This is a genomic window from Plantibacter flavus, assembly GCF_051487245.1.
GTDB lineage: Bacteria > Actinomycetota > Actinomycetes > Actinomycetales > Microbacteriaceae > Plantibacter > Plantibacter flavus_B.
Genome location: NZ_JAHVDH010000002.1, coordinates 197460 through 215126, shown reverse-complemented (window position 1 = coordinate 215126; position 17667 = coordinate 197460). Strand labels below are relative to the sequence as shown.

The following is a 17667-nucleotide window of genomic DNA, read 5'->3' as shown; positions in this document are numbered from 1 at the left end:
CTCCGACCGGCGGTTGTCTCCAGGGAGGAAAGAGGGACTTATGTCAGACATCCTGATCGATCGCCCGGAGCTCGACGGACTCGGCCAATACGAGTTCGGCTGGCATGACGGCGACGTCGCCGGCGCCTCCGCGCGCCGCGGCATCTCGGACGAGGTCGTCACCGACATCTCGGCGCTGAAGAGCGAACCGGAGTGGATGCTGAAGCGGCGTCTGAAGGCGCTTCAGCTGTTCGAGCGCAAACCGATGCCGACCTGGGGTGCAGACCTCTCCGAGATCGACTTCGACAACATCAAGTACTTCGTCCGTTCCACGGAGAAGCAGGCCCAGACCTGGGAAGACCTGCCCGACGACATCAAGAACACGTACGAGAAGCTCGGCATCCCCGAGGCTGAGCGCCAACGCCTCGTCTCAGGCGTCGCTGCGCAGTACGAGTCCGAGGTGGTCTACCACCAGATCAACGAGGAGCTCGAGGCCCAGGGCGTCATCTTCATGGACACCGACACGGCGCTCAAGGAGCACCCGGAGTTCTTCGAGGAGTACTTCGGCACGGTGATCCCGTCCGGTGACAACAAGTTCGCAGCGCTCAACACCGCGGTCTGGTCCGGCGGCTCCTTCGTCTACGTGCCGCCCGGCGTGCACGTCGAGATCCCGCTGCAGGCCTACTTCCGGATCAACACCGAGAACATGGGCCAGTTCGAGCGGACGCTGATCATCGCGGACGAGGGCAGCTACGTCCACTACATCGAAGGCTGCACGGCACCGATCTACAAGTCGGACTCCCTGCACTCGGCTGTCGTCGAGATCATCGTGAAGAAGAACGCCCGCGTCCGCTACACGACGATCCAGAACTGGTCGAACAACGTGTACAACCTCGTCACCAAGCGGGCCACGGCCGCCGAAGGCGCCACCATGGAGTGGATCGACGGCAACATCGGTTCCAAGGTCACCATGAAGTACCCGTCTATCTACCTGATGGGCGAGCACGCCAAGGGCGAGACCCTGTCCGTCGCGTTCGCCGGCCCGGGCCAGCACCAGGACGCCGGCGCGAAGATGATCCACATGGCGCCGTACACGCAGTCCTCGATCGTCTCGAAGTCGATCGCCCGAGGCGGCGGACGCGCGGGGTACCGTGGCGAGGTCCGCGTGGACGCGAATGCGCACCACTCGGCGAACACGGTGCGTTGTGACGCGCTGCTCGTCGACACCATCTCCCGGAGTGACACCTACCCGGCGATCGACATCCGGGTCGACGACGTCCAGCTCGGCCACGAGGCGACCGTCTCGAAGGTCAGCGAGGAGCAGCTCTTCTACCTCATGAGCCGAGGAATGCCGGAGGACGAGGCGATGGCCATGATCGTCCGTGGCTTCATCGAACCGATCGCTCGTGAGCTGCCCATGGAGTACGCACTCGAACTCAACAAGCTCATTGAGATGGGCATGGAAGGATCCGTCGGTTAATGACGATCGCAACACCCACTCAGACCGAAGGACAGCACGGCATCACGGCCCACAGCGACGGTGCAGGACGCGTCATCCCTGTGCAGACCCGATCGGAGCGCTTCAGCTCCTTCGACGTCGCCGACTTCCCCGCGGTGACGGGGCGCGAAGCGGTCTGGAAGCTCAGCCCTGTCGCCGCCTTCACTGATCTCACCGCAGGCGAACTCGACGGCTCGCCCATCGCTGTGCAGCACGACGAGGTCGACGGATTCTCCGTCGAGTGGATCGCGCGCGACGACTCCCGAGTCGGCAACGCCGGCATCCCGGAGGAGCGTGCATCGGCCAACGCCTGGACGAACTTCGAGCAGGCTCTTGCGATCACCGTCACCGGTGAGGAGGCGAAGACCCTGCGCGTCGAGCGCAGTGGCCTCGGCGGGGCCGCCCGTGCCGCACACACCGTGATCACTGCGGCGCCGTTCAGCCGTGGCCTCATCATCATCGAGAACAGCGGCGACGCCCGCCTCACCGAGAACGTCGAGATCGTCGTCGGCGATCAGGCAGACATCACCGTCGTCAGTGTGCAGTGGTGGGACGATGAAGCCGTCCACCTCGCGAGCCACTTCGCCTCGATCGGCCGCGACGCGCACCTCAAGCACGTCGTCGTGTCACTCGGCGGCAAGGTCGTCCGGGTGAACCCGACGCTGCACCTCGCCGGCCAGGGATCCGACCTCGACTCCCTCGGCGTGTACTTCGCCGACGCAGGTCAGCACCTCGAGCAGCAGGTGTACATGCACCACGACGCGCCGAACACGCGCGGCCGCGTCACCTACAAGGGTGCGCTGCAGGGTGAGGGTGCACGCTCCGTCTGGATCGGCGACGTCCTCATCAGCAACCGCGCAGTCGGCACCGACAGTTACGAGCAGAACCGCAACCTCGTGCTGTCCGACGGCACCCGCGCCGACTCGGTACCGAACCTCGAGATCGAGACCGGTGACATCGCAGGCGCCGGGCATGCGAGCGCGACCGGTCGTTTCGACGACGAGCAGCTGTTCTACCTGCAGGCGCGAGGCATCCCCGAGGACGAGGCACGTCGTCTCGTCGTGCGCGGCTTCCTCGTCGAGATCATCCAGCAGATCGGCGACGCCGAGTTGCAGGAACGTCTGTCCGACGCCATCGAGGCCGAGCTCCTCGGGGCCGACGCCGGCACGGGCGGAGCGCAGGACTCGTGACGACGAAGGTGTGCTCGTTCGACGAGCTCGCCGTCAACCAGGCCAAGCGGGTCGTGGTGGACGGCGTGCCGATCGCGCTCGTCCGCGATGCCTCCGACGAGCTGTTCGCGATCGGAGATGTCTGCACCCACGGTGACATCTCACTGTCCGAGGGCTTCGTCGAAGACGGCAACCTCGAGTGCTGGGCGCACGGTTCCCAGTTCTCCCTCACCACCGGCAAGCCGCTCACCCTCCCGGCGTATGAGCCGGTCCCCGTCTACACCGTCGAGGTCATCGACGGCGACATCTACATCGACCCGACCGCAACGAAAGAGATCTAGCACCATGTCAGTCCTCGAAATCCGCGACCTGCACGTCAGTGTCGAAACCGAACAGGGCACGAAGCCGATTCTCCGCGGGGTCGACCTCACCATCCGCAAGGGCGAGACGCACGCCATCATGGGCCCGAACGGTTCGGGCAAGTCGACGCTCGCGTACACGATCGCAGGGCACCCGAAGTACACCGTCGACAGCGGCTCCATCACTCTCGACGGTGAAGACGTCCTCGCGATGAGCGTCGACGAGCGTGCACGTGCCGGTCTCTTCCTGGCGATGCAGTACCCCGTCGAGATCCCGGGCGTCACGGTCACCAACTTCCTCCGCACCGCCAAGACCGCGGTCGACGGCGAGGCTCCGGCCATCCGCGGGTGGATCAAGGACGTCCGCGAGTCCATGAAGAACCTCCGCATGGACGCCGCGTTCGCCGAGCGCAACGTCAACGAGGGCTTCTCCGGCGGCGAGAAGAAGCGCCACGAGATCCTCCAGCTCGAGCTGCTCAAGCCGCAGTTCGCGGTCCTCGACGAGACCGACTCCGGGCTCGACGTCGACGCGTTGAAGATCGTCTCCGAGGGTGTCAACCGCGCGAAGGAGAACACCGGCCTCGGCGTGCTCCTCATCACCCACTACACGCGCATCCTTCGCTACATCAAGCCGGACTTCGTGCACGTGTTCGTGAACGGCAAGGTCGCCGAGCAGGGTGGCCCCGAGCTCGCGGACCGTCTCGAGAACGAGGGCTACGATCGCTTCCTCGTCGAAGAGGTCGTCGCACCAGAGGGTGCTTGAGCCCGGTTCGCCGGTCTAAGATAACGACATGGTAACAACGCTGAGTCCGCAGAAGTTCGATGAGGTCGAGGAAGCGCTCAAGGACGTCATGGACCCCGAGCTCGGGGTCAACGTGGTGGATCTGGGGCTCATCTACGACCTCGGTTGGGACGACGAGAACGATGCGCTCATCATCCACATGACGCTGACCTCCGCCGGCTGCCCGCTCACCGATGTGCTCGAAGAGCAGACGGGGCAGGCGCTCGACGGGGTCGTGGACGCGTTCCGCATCAACTGGGTCTGGATGCCGCCGTGGGGTCCTGAGCGGATCACCGACGACGGGCGCGACATGATGCGCGCGCTCGGCTTCTCGATCTGATCGTCTCGTCTCGACGGCGGGTGTCCCTCGTGGGGGCCACCCGCCGTCGTGCGTCCGGCAGCGGACCGGCGCATGGTGCGGCTAGGGTCGACCCATGACCGAGACCGTCTCCGCAGCCCCGTTGGACGTCCTCCGCAGCCGCACGAGCGAGAAGTGGTCCGAGTACCCGGACGACGTCCTGCCGATGTTCGTCGCCGAGATGGACGTCCCCCTCGCGCCAGTCATCCGTACGGCGTTGCATGCCGCGATCGACCGCGGCGACGCCGGGTACGTCGCGAGCCGGACGAGGCTCCCGCAGGTGTTCGCCGATTTCGCCGCCCGACGTTGGGGCTGGCAGGTGGATCCGGCCGGAGTGTTCACGACCGCCGACGTCAGCATGGGGATCGTCGAGATCCTCCGCCGCGTGGTGACACCGGGCGACGGTGTCGTGATCACCCCGCCGATCTACCCGCCGTTCTTCGAGCTCATCCCCGAGGCCGGGGGAGTCGTGGTCGAGGTCCCGCTCGTCGGCGCGACCGCCGCCGACGATGAAGCCGGCCCCCTCCGACTCGACCTCGACGCTCTCGAGGCCGCCTTCCGTGCCGGCGCCAAAGCGTTCCTCCTCTGCAACCCGCACAATCCCGTCGGTCGTCCGCACACCGCCGACGAGCTGCGCGCCGTCGCCTCGCTCGCCGCGAGGTACGGCGTCACCGTCGTCAGCGACGAGATCCATGCTCCCTTGACCCAACCGGGTGAGCGGTTCGTCCCGTACCTCAGCGTGTCCGACGAGGCCGCGGCGCAGGGGTACGCCGTGCTGTCCGCGAGCAAGGCCTGGAACCTCGCCGGCCTCAAGTGCGCCGTCATGGTCACGGCCGCCGCCGCGACCCGCGATCTGGTCGCGGGCATGCCGGTCGAGGTGTTCTGGCGCACCGGGCAGTTCGGTGTCCTGGCATCCATCGCGGCGTTCGAGGAGGGAGAGCCCTGGCTCGACGGACTGCTGGACCTGCTCGACGGCAACCGTCGATCACTCGGAGCGCTGCTCGAGACGCACCTCCCCGAGGTCGGCTACCGCATGCCGGCCGCGGGCTATCTTGCCTGGCTCGACTTCTCGCACCTCGGCTGGACGGAGGCTCCGGCGCGTCGCATCCTCCGAGAGACGAGGGTCGCCCTCCAGGAGGGGGCACCGTTCGGTGCCGCCGGCCGCGGGCACGCCAGGCTCAACCTCGCCTGCTCCCCAGATCTGCTCACCGAGGCGATCATGAGGATCTCGGCGCTCCGCTGATCCGTTCGCGGTCAGGAGCCCCCGCCACAGGATTTATACTGGGAGGCTGACCCCCACCCTCCGCGTTGTCGAAACGCACCTGAAGAAATGGACTATGCCTGTGCTGAGTGTGCACGACCTCGAGATCCGCGTGGGGGCACGCGTGCTCATGGAGCACGTGAACTTCCGTGTCTCCGCCGGCGACAAGATCGGTCTCGTCGGCCGCAACGGCGCCGGGAAGACGACCCTGACGAAGACGCTCGCCGGCGAGACCCTCCCGACGTCCGGCAAGATCGATCGCGGTGGCGAGATCGGCTACTTGCCCCAGGACCCGCGCTCCGGAAACCCGGAAGACCTCGCACGCACCCGCATCCTCGACGCCCGTGGGCTCGGACAGCTCGCGCTCGGCATGCACGAATCGAGCATGGCGATGGCGAGCGACGACCCGAAGGTCGCCGAAGCCGCGATGAAGAAGTACGGCAACCTCACCGACCGCTTCAACGCTCTCGGCGGATACGCGGCCGAGGCGGAGGCAGCATCGATCGCGTCGAACCTCAACCTGCCCGACCGCATCCTCGACCAGCAGCTGAAGACGCTCTCCGGTGGCCAGCGACGCCGGATCGAGCTCGCCCGCATCCTCTTCTCCGACGCGCAGACGCTGATCCTCGACGAGCCCACCAACCACCTCGACGCCGACTCGGTCGTCTGGCTGCGCGAGTTCCTCAAGCAGTACAAGGGCGGCTTCATCGTCATCTCCCACGACATCGAGCTCGTCGGCGAGACGGTCAACCGCGTCTTCTACCTCGACGCGAACCGCACCGTCATCGACATCTACAACATGAATTGGAAGAACTACCAGCGTCAGCGAGAGGCCGACGAGGAGCGCCGTAAGAAGGAGCGCACCAACGTCGAGAAGAAGGCGACGGCGCTGCAGCTGCAGGCGGCGAAGTTCGGCGCGAAGGCCAGCAAGGCCGCTGCGGCGCACCAGATGGTCGCCCGCGCCGAGAAGATGCTGTCCGGCCTCGAGGAGGTGCGTGCTGCCGATCGCGTCGCCAAGCTGCGCTTCCCGACCCCGGCCCCCTGCGGTCGCACCCCGCTCATGGCGAGCAACCTCTCGAAGAGCTACGGCTCGCTCGAGATCTTCACAGCCGTCGACCTGGCGATCGACCGCGGTTCCAAGGTCGTCATCCTCGGGTTCAACGGTGCCGGCAAGACGACGCTGCTGCGGATCCTCGCAGGCGTCGACAAGCCGGACACCGGTCAGCTCGAACCCGGCCACGGGCTCCGCGTCGGCTACTACGCGCAGGAGCACGAGACGATCGACGTCAAGCGCACCGTCCTGCAGAACATGGTGTCGTCGTCACCGAACATCACCGAGATGGAGGCCCGCAAGGTCCTCGGTTCGTTCCTGTTCACCGGCGACGACTCCAACAAGCTCGCCGGGGTGCTGTCGGGTGGCGAGAAGACCCGCCTCGCGCTCGCGATGATCGTGGTCTCCGGCGCCAACATGCTCCTGCTCGACGAGCCGACCAACAACCTCGACCCCGCGAGCCGACTCGAGATCCTCGACGCTCTGGCGCACTACGAGGGAGCTGTCGTCCTGGTGAGTCACGACGAGGGCGCTGTCGAGGCGTTGAACCCCGAGCGGGTGCTCATCCTGCCCGACGGTGTCGAAGACCACTGGAACAAGGACTACCAGGACCTCGTCAGCCTGGCGTAGTCGGGCGCCATCGTCGAGTCCAGCCGTCGGCGGTCCTGCTCAGCGGCTGGTCTCGAGGATCTCGTCCTCGATGTCCGCGTCCGACCGCTCCTTCGCAGCCTGCTTGGCGGCCCGCACGGCCGCTCGACGCTGTTCCTTCGGGTCGTCCGAGTTGAGGATGCGGTACTCCTGACGGATGGCGTACGCGAGGAACAGGAAGCCCATGAGGGCGAACACGACCCACTGCAGGGCGTACGAGAGGTGCATGCCCTCGTTCGGTTCCGGCTTGATCGGGCCGAGCGGAGCGGTCTCGGCGGGAGCCGGGCTCTCGGACAGCAGCATGCCGTATGCGCCGGAGTAGACCGTCTCACCGCGGAGTTCCGCGATCTGTGGCAGGTTGATCGTCGCGACCTGACCGTCTGCAGCGCCGCGCCCAGGCAGGGTCGGTTCTCCGGGCCTGATGCGCACGACGACGGAGACCTCACCACTCGGCGGCGCAGGAACGGATTCCGGAGCCTCGAGCGAGTCACCGGCGGCCACCCACCCGCGGTCGACCACGAAGACGTCGCCGTTCGTGAGGCGCAGCGGCGTGAGGACGTTGAAGCCAGCCGTGTTGTTCCGCGGCCGGTTCCGGACGAGGAGCTGCTCGTCGACCAGGTAGGTCCCGGTCATCGACACAGGGTGCCACTCGTCGGCAAGGCTGAACGAGTCGAGGCTCGGCAGCGCTTCATCGATCGGGATGGGGGAGGCGTCCCAGTTGACCGCGATGCGCTCGACCTCCGCCTCCTTCTCCGAGGCTCGGGAGAGCTGCCAGTTCGAGAGCAGGACGCACACGATCGCGAAGACGATCGCGACACCCAGGTAGCCGAGCCAGCGTCGGCTGAAGGCGAACCGCCACCCCGCGCTCACGAGAGCACCTCCGCGTCGATCGGCAGCGTCGCCAGCGGAAACGAGCGTGCTTCGAGGAACGCCTGCAGGAAGCCGACATGCTCATCGCACGCGGTCCAGGTCTTGACCCGGTCCGCCGTGTGGATCTTCGGGTTCCGCCACTCGATACGCCAGGACGCGGCAGCGCGGCAACCCGCGCGGGAGCAGATCACGCCGTCGGGCTCGGCACCGAACCCGATCATGCGTCATCCGCCGGACTGGACGGCGGTGTGGCGTCGGGCGCGGTCGGACGCTGCGAGACGACGATGCCGGTCGGTCGCTCGATGACGCCTCGAGTGGGCAGTGACCCCGCGTTGGCCAGGATCACGGCGACGTAGGGGAGGAAGATCGCGCCGGCTGCGACCGCGAACATCCACCAACCGTGGACGAATGGGAGCGCGGCGAGGCAGAGCAACCGAACACCCATGGTGATCGAGTACTTGATGATCCGCTGCCGTCGCTCTTGATCGGGCGACGGTGGGAGTGAGGTGATGCTCTGCTGCTTCATTCCACCCCCAGCCTACGCGCTTCCCCGCCCCATGGCGGCCCTGTTGCGACGCCTCGATCAGCTCGCCGCATATGCTGGTACGGGCCTGCCGCCGGAGTGCGCGTCGGCCCCGACGGTCCGCTGCTCCAGTGCGACCGGCACCGCTGCAGAGAGGAATCGACCATGACCACGCCACGCACCGTGCTCGTCACCGGAGGCAACCGCGGGATCGGCTACGCCATCGCCGAGGAGTTCATCGCCCAGGGCCACCGCGTCGCCGTCACCGCCCGCTCCGGCGAGGGCCCTGTCGGCGCACTCACGGTCCGTGCGGACGTCACCGACGCCGCCTCCGTCGACGCCGCGTTCACCGCGATCGAGGCTGAGCTCGGCCCGGTGGAGGTGCTCGTGGCGAATGCCGGCATCACGAAGGACACCCTGCTCATGCGCATGAGCGAAGACGACTTCGACCAGGTGGTCGACACGAACCTCGGCGGTTCCTTCCGTGTCGTCAAGCGCGCGTCGAAGGGCATGCTCAAGGCACGCTTCGGGCGCATCGTCCTGATCTCGAGCGTCGTCGGCCTCTACGGCTCCGCCGGCCAGGTCAACTACGCGGCCTCCAAGAGCGGACTCGTCGGCATGGCGCGCTCGATCACTCGTGAACTCGGGGCCAGGGGCATCACGGCCAACGTCGTCGCTCCGGGATTCATCGAGACCGACATGACGGCGGAACTTCCCGCCGAGACGCAGGCCGAGTACAAGAAGAGCATCCCGGCCGCGCGGTTCGCGAGCGCCAACGAGGTCGCGAAGGTCGTCACGTGGATCTCCGGCGACGACGCCGGCTACATCTCAGGCGCGGTGATCCCGGTCGACGGCGGTCTCGGCATGGGGCACTGACCAGGAACGCGACGCACGCCGGGCACTGACCGATCAGTGCCCGGCGGCGTAGCCGAGCAGCGGCAGGATCTCCGTGAGGTCGACCCGACCTGCAACCAGGTCCGCACGCTGCTTCACGATCGGTTTGGCGTTGAACGCCACCGACAGTCCAGCGACCGCCATCATCTCGAGGTCGTTCGCTCCGTCGCCCACGGCGACGGTGCGCTGCAACGGCACACCGTCGGTGTCCGCCCACTCGGTGAGCGCCGCGGCCTTCGCCGCCGCGTCGATGATCGGTCCGCTCACCGAGCCGGTGAGGACGCCGTCGACGACCTCGAGCCGGTTCGCGCGGACATGATCGAGCCGGAGCCGTTCGGCGAGGGGGTCGAGCAGCTCGTGGAAGCCACCTGACACCACGCCGATCCGCGATCCGTGCCCATGGAGCGTGGCGATCAGCTGCTCGAGACCAGGAGTGAGCCGGATCCGCTCGGCGATCACCGGAATGCGATCGACCCGGAGGCCCGCCAGCGTCGCGACGCGAGCGCGCAGACTCTCCGCGAAGTCGAGTTCACCCTGCATCGCGCGCTCGGTGATGTCGGCGACCTCGGCCAGACTGCCCGCCTCCTCGGCGAGCAGTTCGATCACCTCGTTCTGGATGAGCGTCGAGTCGGCGTCGAGGACCGCGAGGAATCGGACGCCTGGTCCGGTAGGTGCGGGTGGTGCTGTCTGGGGATCCGCCAACGCCGAACGCTCGGTACTCATGGAACGACGCGTACTCCCTTGCCAACAACGGTGAGACCGGACTCGGTGACGGTGAACCCGCGTGCGCGGTCACGGTCGTGGTCGACACCGACGCGGGCGCCGGAGGTGACCACCACATCCTTGTCCAGGATAGCCCGCTTGACCACGGCGTCCGGTTCGATGTGGACCTTGTCGAAGACGACCGAGTCGGAGACGTGTGCTCCCGACTCCACGAGTGCCCACGGCCCGAGCACGCTCCGCTCGATGTGCGCGCCCGACAGCAGCGAGCCGAGGGACACGATCGAATCGATCGTCTGGCCGAGGTTGCCCTTCGCGTCGCGCACGAACTTCGCCGGTGGCGAGTTGAGCTGCTGGCTGAAGATCGGCCAGTCGCGGTTGTAGAGGTTGAAGACGGGCAGCGTGGAGATGAGGTCCTGGTGCGCCTCGTAGAACGAGTCGATGGTCCCCACGTCCCGCCAGTAGTAGCGGTCGCGGTCCGTCGAGCCGGGGACGTCGTTGCGCTGGAGGTCGTAGACGCCGGCCTCGCCCTGCCCGACGAAGTAGGGGACGATGTCGCCTCCCATGTCGTGGTTGGAGCTCGTCAGCTCGCCATCGGCGATGACGGCCTCGATGAGGGCGTCGGCGTCGAAGACGTAGTTGCCCATCGAGGCGAGCACCTCGCCGGGGGAGTCGGGCAGTCCCGGCGCGTCGAGCGGCTTCTCGAGGAACCGCGCGATCGTCGTGGGATCGTCGGCGTCGACGTCGATGACGCCGAACTGGTCGGCGAGTGAGATCGGCTGACGGATCGCGGCGACGGTCGCCTTCTTCCCCGAGGCGATGTGGGCGTCGATCATCTGCGCGAAGTCCATGCGGTACACGTGGTCCGCACCGACGACGACCACGATGTCGGGCTTCTCGTCGCGGATCAGGTTGAGGCTCTGCAGGATCGCGTCCGCCGAACCGCTGAACCAGCGTTTGCCGAGGCGTTGCTGCGCGGGCACAGACGCCACATAAGAGTCGAGCAGGCCCGACAGGCGCCAGGTCTGCGAGACATGGCGGTCGAGGCTGTGCGACTTGTACTGCGTGAGGACGACGATCTGGGTGAGTCCTGAGTTGATGAGGTTCGACAGCGCGAAATCGATCAGACGGTATTGCCCGCCGAACGGTACGGCCGGTTTCGCGCGGTCTGCGGTCAGCGGCATCAACCGCTTTCCTTCCCCACCTGCAAGGACGATTCCGAAGATCTTCTTTGATGCGGCCATGGGTTCACAATAGATGGAGGACGAGACCTGTACTAGCGTCTAGACATGCGAGTCGATCTTGTGACAAAGGAGTATCCGCCGGAGATCTACGGCGGCGCGGGTGTGCACGTCGCGGAGCTGGTGAAATCCCTGCGCAGCGACATCGACGTCACCGTCCGGTGCTTCGGTGCGCCACGGGACGAACCCGACACCATCGCGTACGGGACTCCGGTCGAACTGCAGGGCGCGAACGGGGCTCTCACGACGCTCGGAACCGATCTGCTCATCGCCCAGGACGTTGCGGGTGCCGACCTCGTGCACTCCCACACCTGGTATGCGAACGGGGCAGGACACCTCGCCTCGATGCTGCACGGAATCCCGCACGTCGTGACCGCGCACAGTCTCGAACCGCTGCGGCCGTGGAAGGCGGAACAGCTGGGCGGCGGCTATCGGGTCTCGAGCTGGATCGAGCGGTCCGCCTACGAGGGCGCTGCGGCGGTCATCGCCGTGAGCGACGGCATGCGTCGGGACATCCTCCGCTCCTACCCGGCGCTGGATCCGGCGAAGGTGGAGGTCATCTACAACGGCATCGACCTGACCGACTGGCAGCCTCGTGTCGACGACGATCTGCTCCGCTCCCTCGGCATCGACCCGACCCGACCCTCGGTGGTCTTCGTGGGTCGCATCACGAGGCAGAAGGGCCTTCCGTACCTGCTGCGCGCCGCGCGGCTCCTTCCTCCGGACGTCCAGCTCGTGCTGTGCGCCGGAGCGCCGGACACCCCCGAGATCCTCGCCGAGGTCAAGGGGCTGGTCGAGGAGCTGCAGACCGAACGCACGGGAGTCGTCTGGATCGAGCGTCTGCTTCCGCGTCACGAACTCTGCACGGTGTTGACGGCGGCGACGACCTTCGTGTGTCCCTCCGTCTACGAGCCGCTCGGCATCGTGAACCTCGAGGCCATGGCGTGCGGAGCCGCGGTCGTCGGCACCGGCACGGGCGGGATCCCCGAGGTCGTGCAGGACGGCGTGACCGGCCGGATCGTCCCGATCGCCCAGGCCTCCGACGGTACGGGCACACCGCTCGACCCGGAGCGGTTCGTCGCGGACCTCGCGGCGACCCTCACCGAGGTCGTGCAGGATCCCGCTCAGGCGCGGGCCTACGGCGAAGCGGGACGACGCCGTGCGGAGACCGACTTCAGTTGGTCTCGCATCGCCTCGCAGACCGCCGAGCTGTACCGGCGCCTCGTCTGATACGAGGACCACGGACACCGCATCGCCCGGACGCGTGTCGTCGGTTCGGGCGGATAGGCTAGGAGCATGCCGAGCGTGTTGCAGTTCTCCGACGTGTCCGTGGTCCGCAATCTCAACCCCATCCTGGATGGTGTCGACTGGACGGTGACAGGCGACCAACGATGGATCGTCCTCGGCCCGAACGGTGCCGGCAAGACGACGCTGCTCCAGCTCGCCGCCACGCTGATCCACCCGTCGAAGGGTACGGTCGGGGTCCTCGACGAGACCCTCGGTCGCGTCGACGTGTTCGAGCTGCGCCCCCGCATCGGATTCGCGTCCTCCGCGCTCGCGAAGCGTGTCCCGCCGGAGGAGACGGTTCTCGACGTCGTCCTGACCGCCGCCTACTCGGTCACCGGCCGTTGGGTCGAGCAGTACGAGGACATCGACGTGAAGCGCGCCACGCGCGTCCTCGCCGAGTGGAAGCTCGACCATCTGGCGGACCGTCGTTTCGGCACCCTGAGCGACGGTGAGCAGAAGCGCGTCCAGATCGCCCGCGCGATCATGACCGACCCGGAGCTGCTGCTGCTCGACGAGCCGGCCGCGAGCCTCGACCTCGGCACGCGCGAGGAGCTCGTCGAGCTGCTCGGCGGCTACGCCAGCGCCGACGACTCACCCGCGATCATCATGGTCACTCACCACGTCGAGGAGATCCCGGTGGGGTTCACCCATGTGCTGCTCGTCCGAGGCGGCAAGATCGTCGGCGCCGGCCCGATCGCCGAGACACTGACCTCTGAGACGCTGAGCGAGACGTTCGACCTCCCGATCGAACTGACCGAGCAGGATGGCCGATTCCACGCGCGATCCGCTCGCGCCGGCCGCGCGGCGGTCACCTCGGCCTGACGCCTACCGCTCGGCACGCCTGTCGCCGATGGCGAGCAGAGTCCTGCCGAGTCTGGTAAAGTTGACCTTTGGCTCGCGGAGCCGAGAGTTTTCTGCCTGTGCGCGCTGCCTCCTCACCGGAGCTTCGGGCGCTGGTATTGCCCACACCATCCACTCAACAAGGACTGCTGATGAAATCTGACATCCACCCCACGTACGAAGCCGTCGTCTTCCGCGACCTCGCTTCCGGCGCGACCTTCCTCACGCGCTCGACGGTCTCGTCGGGCAAGACGATCGACCTCGACGGTGTCACCTACCCGGTGATCGACGTCGAGATCTCGTCTGAGTCGCACCCGTTCTACACGGGTAAGCAGCGCATCATGGACTCGGCCGGCCGCGTCGAGAAGTTCAACCAGCGCTTCAAGGGCTTCGGCAAGTAGTCACAAGCTTCCGCTGCAACAAGAACGCCCCGATCCTCGGATCGGGGCGTTCTTCGTCGTGTGCAGCGGACGTGGTCGGTCAGATCCCGATCGGGAGCTGACCGGCCGGGACCTCGCTCGGCGCAGGAGCTGCTTCCCGGCCGAGTCGGATCGGCCAATCACCCTCCGCGACGAACTCCGGGTCGCGGACGCGGCGCATGTAGGACTGGAAGTCCGCGGCCTGTTCGAGCGACCACGCACGCTGGGCGTCGTGCAGCTCGCCGACGGACGCAGGCAGCTCGGCCGCGTACAGACGGCCGATCGCCTGGGCGACCCGCCCTGCAGCCACCGCGTCGACCCCCGCGTCGTGCGCGCCATCGAGCGGGACGCCGTGCAGTGCGGCGACGACCTCCAACGTGCGCTTCCCCTTGCGGTACTTGTCGAGCCGCCGGTCGAGGATCAGCGGATCGACGACCGGAGACGGATCGGTGATCGGCGGAACGCCGTGGCGCTGCGCTTCGAAGTGGAGCAGCGAGAAGTCGTAGGGCGCGTTGTAGGCGACGACGGGGACACCTGCGTCGAGCAGGCTCCCGAGGACTGCGACGATCTCGCCGACGACCGCTGCGGCCGGACGCCCCTCGAGACGCGCACGTTCCGTCGTGACGCCGTGCACCTCGGTCGCCCGAGCGGGGATCTCGATGCCGGGATCAGCCATCCACGACCAGGACTGGTCGAGTGAGCCGTCGGCGCGGAGGACGCCGACGAACGCCGTCACCACCCGGCTCGTCTCGACCTCGATCCCGGTCGTCTCGAGGTCGAAGACCGCGAGGCGGTCCGTCCAACTGGGGTTCGTCTCGGCCGTGTTCACGGTTTCACCATACGTCGAGCCTCCGACAGGGCGGCGTGCCACGCCGGGTCGGTCCACCGGCGGCGGCGTGAGGCGGCTCCCAGGAGGGAACTGCTTAGACTGAGCAGATGCCCGTCGAATCCCCGTACGCAGCCCTGCTCGAACGCATCCCCGTCGTGGAGCGTTCCCTCGACGTCGATGGCGCTGAGACCCGATTCTGGGACTACGGAGATCCCGCCTCCGACACGACGATCATCATGGTGCACGGTTTCCGCGGCGACCACCACGGTCTCGAGCCGGTCGTCGCCCAGCTGTCCGGCGTCCGCATCGTCGCGCCGGACCTCCCCGGATTCGGCAGCTCGGCACCGTTCGTCTCGGGCACCCACTCGGTCGAGGGGTATGCGACCTGGCTCGCGCACTTCATCGAAGCGCTCGCGCCCACCGGCAGGATCGTCGTCCTCGGCCACTCCTTCGGTTCGATCGTCGTCAGCGCCGCGGTCGCAGGTGGGCTCCGGCCCGACGACCTCGTGCTCGTGAACCCGATCGCGGCTCCCGCCCTGCAAGGCCCCCGCGGCATCCTCACCCGACTCGCGGTCTTCTACTACTGGTCTTCGGCGAAGCTCCCGAAGCGCCTCGGCTTCGCCTTCCTCCGCAACAAGGGCGTCGTCCGCATCATGAGCGTCGCGATGGCGAAGACGAAGGACCCCACACTGCGCCGGTGGATCCACGACCAGCACGATCAGTACTTCAGCGCCTTCTCAGACCGCGAGGTCGTCCTCGAATCGTTCACGGCGTCAGTGAGCCACGACGTGAGCGAGTACGCCGAGCACATCCCGACCAGGACCCTGCTCATCGCCGCAGAACGCGACGACATCACGCCGGTTACGGCGCAGTTCACGCTCGCCGAGCGATTCGACGACGCCCAGCTCCACGTCATTCCGAACGTCGGCCACCTCATCCACTACGAGGAACCGGACGACGCCGCCGCGCGGCTCATGGCATTCCTCGCCGAGACCCCGGAGGCCTGAGCGAGGCCATTCGCCAGGTGGGCCAGGGGACGAGCGCGATCAGGCGTCGGTGGCGTCCTGCGCGATCACACTCGTGAACGACGGCGGGAGGAGACGTGAGGCGATCTCGGTGAGTGTCTCACTGGCGCCGGCGTCGAGTTTCACCTCGGCACGGCCATCGGCCTTCGTCGGCCCGCGGTTGATGACGACCACCGGGAGCCGCTTCCTGCGGGCGAGTTCCAGCAGGCGGATTCCCGAGTTCACGACGAGGGAGGAGCCGGCGATGACGAGCGCCTCGGCACCACGCACGAGCGACGCGGCCTCGGCGAACTTCTCGGTCGGGATGAACTCACCGAAGAACACCACGTCGGGCTTCAGCATGCCACCGCACACCGTGCACATCGGGATGACGATCTCATCGACTCGGCCGACCTCGGCGTCGCCGTCGGGGTTGATCGTCACGTCCGTTTCGGTGTCGAGCCACGGATTCAGTGCCGTCATGCGCTCGGCGATGCTCGCACGAGCGTAGCTCTGGCCACAGGAGAGACAGCTCACACGGTCCATCGAGCCGTGCAGGTCCACCACGCGGCGGGAACCGGCGCGCACGTGCAGGCCGTCGACGTTCTGCGTGATCACCCCGTCCGCGATCCCCGCCTCCTCCAACGCCGCGATGGCCCGGTGTCCGGCGTTCGGGCGGGCGCCGTCGAAGCGCTTCCAGCCGAGGTGGCTCCCCGCCCAGTACCGCTTTCGGGCCGCGTCGTCGTTCGAGAGGAACTGGTCGACGGTCATCGGGGTGCGCTTCGGCGCGCCCTGTCCGCGGTAGTCGGGGATACCGGAGTCGGTGCTCACGCCTGCACCGGTGAGGAACGCGACTCGACGTCCGTTGAGCAGCTCGATCGCGCGTTCGCGGGCGGCGTCGGTCGTCTCACCGGCGGAACCGGCCGCTTCGATCAACGCGCTCATGCAGTGCTCCATCCCGTGCGCCGCGCCTCCGGAGGATTCCAGAGCCGTCGCCCTGCCCCTGAGTCTAAACGGCCTGGTTTTCGATTGTGTTTCCGGACTCTGGCAAGGTGGAGGTCGCACACAGCCCCGAGAGGACCATCCGCATGCAGGTCATCCGCATCACCGCGCTCGACGACGAACGGCTCGCCGACTACTCGCGATTGACGGATGTCGCCCTCCGCCGCGTGTCCGAACCCGCCGGGGGTCTGTACATCGCCGAGTCCACGAAGGTCATGGAGCGGGCGCTCCGAGCCGGACACCGCCCCCGCTCGGTCATCCTCCAGGAGAAGTGGCTCGACGACGTCGCGCCGCTGCTCGAGGAGCACGACGTGCCGGTGTTCGTCGGCGCACCCGAGCTGTTGGAACAGCTGACCGGATTCCACCTCCACCGCGGCGCGCTCGCCTCGATGCACCGCCCGGCGCTCGCCGACCCCGCAGATCTCCTCCGCGCCGCCCGACGCGTCGTGATCCTCGAGGACATCGTCGACCACACCAACGTGGGGGCGATCTTCCGGTCGGTCGCCGGCCTCGGTGCCGACGCCGTGCTCATCACACCCCGCTGTGCCGATCCGCTCTACCGTCGCAGTGTGCGTGTGAGCATGGGCACGGTTCTGCAGGTGCCGTGGACCCGCCTGCCCGAGTGGGACGAGGCTGCGACGATCCTGCGAGATGCCGGGTTCCAGACGGCCGCATTGGCTCTCGCCGATGACGCCGTCGACCTCGACGTCTACGCCGCGTCCGCCCCGGAACGCCTCGCGATCGTCCTCGGCACCGAGGGCGACGGGCTCAGTCCCAAGGCGCTCCAGGCGGCGGACACGATCGTCACGATCCCGATGCTGCACGGTGTCGACTCGCTGAACGTCGCTTCCGCAAGCGCCGTCGCCCTCTGGGAGCTCCGCGTCCGCTGACCGGGCCCGCGCGAGCCACCAGGGGACGCCAAGGCCGAGCGGGT

20 protein-coding genes are annotated in these 17667 nt (G+C 67.4%); 13 read left to right on the top strand and 7 right to left on the bottom strand.

Annotated features, from left to right (window positions below):
* Positions 1-40 precede the first annotated feature (40 nt).
* The 7 genes from sufB (at position 41) to KXS11_RS04835 (ending at position 7086) form a co-directional block, all read left to right on the top strand.
* Entirely contained in the window at positions 41-1459 is a 1419-nt protein-coding gene (sufB, locus tag KXS11_RS04865) for a Fe-S cluster assembly protein SufB (protein ID WP_437384365.1), read from the top strand.
* Positions 1459-2667, top strand: a complete 1209-nt coding sequence (gene sufD, locus KXS11_RS04860; RefSeq protein WP_437384363.1) for a Fe-S cluster assembly protein SufD — start codon at positions 1459-1461, stop codon at positions 2665-2667. Before sufB ends, sufD begins: the two co-directional genes overlap by 1 nt.
* Positions 2664-2987 carry a non-heme iron oxygenase ferredoxin subunit gene (locus tag KXS11_RS04855; protein ID WP_437384361.1) on the top strand — a complete coding sequence of 108 codons (324 nt, stop codon included), beginning with the start codon at positions 2664-2666 and terminating at the stop codon, positions 2985-2987. The genes sufD and KXS11_RS04855 overlap by 4 nt, the downstream gene beginning before the upstream one ends.
* A 4-nt stretch (positions 2988-2991) precedes the next feature.
* Positions 2992-3768, top strand: a complete 777-nt coding sequence (gene sufC, locus KXS11_RS04850) for a Fe-S cluster assembly ATPase SufC (protein WP_437384359.1) — start codon at positions 2992-2994, stop codon at positions 3766-3768.
* A gap of 28 nt (positions 3769-3796) precedes the next feature.
* Complete coding sequence (locus tag KXS11_RS04845; protein WP_437384358.1) at positions 3797-4126, top strand: metal-sulfur cluster assembly factor; 330 nt, start codon at positions 3797-3799, stop codon at positions 4124-4126.
* Positions 4127-4220: 94 nt separating this feature from the next.
* Positions 4221-5387, top strand: coding sequence for a MalY/PatB family protein (locus KXS11_RS04840; protein WP_437384356.1), 1167 nt, complete (start codon positions 4221-4223; stop codon positions 5385-5387).
* Between the two features lie 100 nt (positions 5388-5487).
* Complete coding sequence (locus KXS11_RS04835; protein WP_437384863.1) at positions 5488-7086, top strand: ABC-F family ATP-binding cassette domain-containing protein; 1599 nt, start codon at positions 5488-5490, stop codon at positions 7084-7086.
* A 39-nt stretch (positions 7087-7125) separates the two neighbouring features.
* Here KXS11_RS04835 and KXS11_RS04830 read toward each other — a convergent pair whose 3' ends face one another.
* The 3 genes from KXS11_RS04830 to KXS11_RS04820 are packed head-to-tail and all read right to left on the bottom strand — an operon-like array spanning position 7126 to position 8500.
* Positions 7126-7974: an SURF1 family cytochrome oxidase biogenesis protein gene (locus KXS11_RS04830; protein WP_437384355.1), complete on the bottom strand. Its 849-nt coding sequence runs from the start codon at positions 7972-7974 to the stop codon at positions 7126-7128.
* Positions 7971-8195, bottom strand: a complete 225-nt coding sequence (locus KXS11_RS04825; RefSeq protein ID WP_437384353.1) for a hypothetical protein — start codon at positions 8193-8195, stop codon at positions 7971-7973. The genes KXS11_RS04830 and KXS11_RS04825 overlap by 4 nt, the downstream gene beginning before the upstream one ends.
* Complete coding sequence (locus tag KXS11_RS04820; protein ID WP_437384352.1) at positions 8192-8500, bottom strand: DUF3099 domain-containing protein; 309 nt, start codon at positions 8498-8500, stop codon at positions 8192-8194. The genes KXS11_RS04825 and KXS11_RS04820 overlap by 4 nt, the downstream gene beginning before the upstream one ends.
* 162 nt (positions 8501-8662) lie before the next feature.
* Between KXS11_RS04820 and fabG the strand changes: the two genes are divergently transcribed.
* Positions 8663-9373: a 3-oxoacyl-ACP reductase FabG gene (gene fabG / locus KXS11_RS04815; protein ID WP_437384351.1), complete on the top strand. Its 711-nt coding sequence runs from the start codon at positions 8663-8665 to the stop codon at positions 9371-9373.
* A gap of 33 nt (positions 9374-9406) precedes the next feature.
* Here fabG and serB read toward each other — a convergent pair whose 3' ends face one another.
* Entirely contained in the window at positions 9407-10114 is a 708-nt protein-coding gene (gene serB, locus KXS11_RS04810) for a phosphoserine phosphatase SerB (protein WP_437384349.1), read from the bottom strand.
* Entirely contained in the window at positions 10111-11355 is a 1245-nt protein-coding gene (locus KXS11_RS04805; protein ID WP_437384347.1) for a glucose-1-phosphate adenylyltransferase, read from the bottom strand. The genes serB and KXS11_RS04805 overlap by 4 nt, the downstream gene beginning before the upstream one ends.
* A 45-nt stretch (positions 11356-11400) precedes the next feature.
* Between KXS11_RS04805 and glgA the strand changes: the two genes are divergently transcribed.
* The 3 genes from glgA (at position 11401) to KXS11_RS04790 (ending at position 13880) form a co-directional block, all read left to right on the top strand.
* A complete protein-coding gene (gene glgA, locus KXS11_RS04800; protein WP_437384345.1) occupies positions 11401-12582 on the top strand; it encodes a glycogen synthase in 1182 nt (393 codons plus the stop codon).
* 66 nt (positions 12583-12648) lie between these two features.
* On the top strand, positions 12649-13461 hold the full coding sequence (locus tag KXS11_RS04795; RefSeq protein WP_437384343.1) for an ABC transporter ATP-binding protein: 813 nt from the start codon (positions 12649-12651) through the stop codon (positions 13459-13461).
* 170 nt (positions 13462-13631) lie between these two features.
* Complete coding sequence (locus tag KXS11_RS04790) at positions 13632-13880, top strand: type B 50S ribosomal protein L31 (RefSeq protein WP_056005588.1); 249 nt, start codon at positions 13632-13634, stop codon at positions 13878-13880.
* A gap of 79 nt (positions 13881-13959) precedes the next feature.
* On the opposite strand, the gene KXS11_RS04785 is transcribed toward KXS11_RS04790, so the two are convergent.
* Complete coding sequence (locus KXS11_RS04785; RefSeq protein ID WP_437384342.1) at positions 13960-14727, bottom strand: exonuclease domain-containing protein; 768 nt, start codon at positions 14725-14727, stop codon at positions 13960-13962.
* Positions 14728-14834: 107 nt separating this feature from the next.
* Here KXS11_RS04785 and KXS11_RS04780 point away from each other — a divergent pair, with 107 nt between their 5' ends.
* A complete protein-coding gene (locus KXS11_RS04780) occupies positions 14835-15734 on the top strand; it encodes an alpha/beta fold hydrolase (RefSeq protein WP_437384341.1) in 900 nt (299 codons plus the stop codon).
* A gap of 39 nt (positions 15735-15773) precedes the next feature.
* Here the strand turns inward: KXS11_RS04780 and KXS11_RS04775 are convergent, their stop codons facing one another.
* Positions 15774-16676: a Sir2 family NAD-dependent protein deacetylase gene (locus KXS11_RS04775; protein WP_437384340.1), complete on the bottom strand. Its 903-nt coding sequence runs from the start codon at positions 16674-16676 to the stop codon at positions 15774-15776.
* Positions 16677-16819: 143 nt separating this feature from the next.
* Here KXS11_RS04775 and KXS11_RS04770 point away from each other — a divergent pair, with 143 nt between their 5' ends.
* The gene (locus KXS11_RS04770) at positions 16820-17623 is read left to right on the top strand and encodes a TrmH family RNA methyltransferase (protein ID WP_437384339.1); all 804 of its coding nucleotides are present in this window, start codon (positions 16820-16822) and stop codon (positions 17621-17623) included.
* Positions 17624-17667 lie beyond the last annotated feature (44 nt).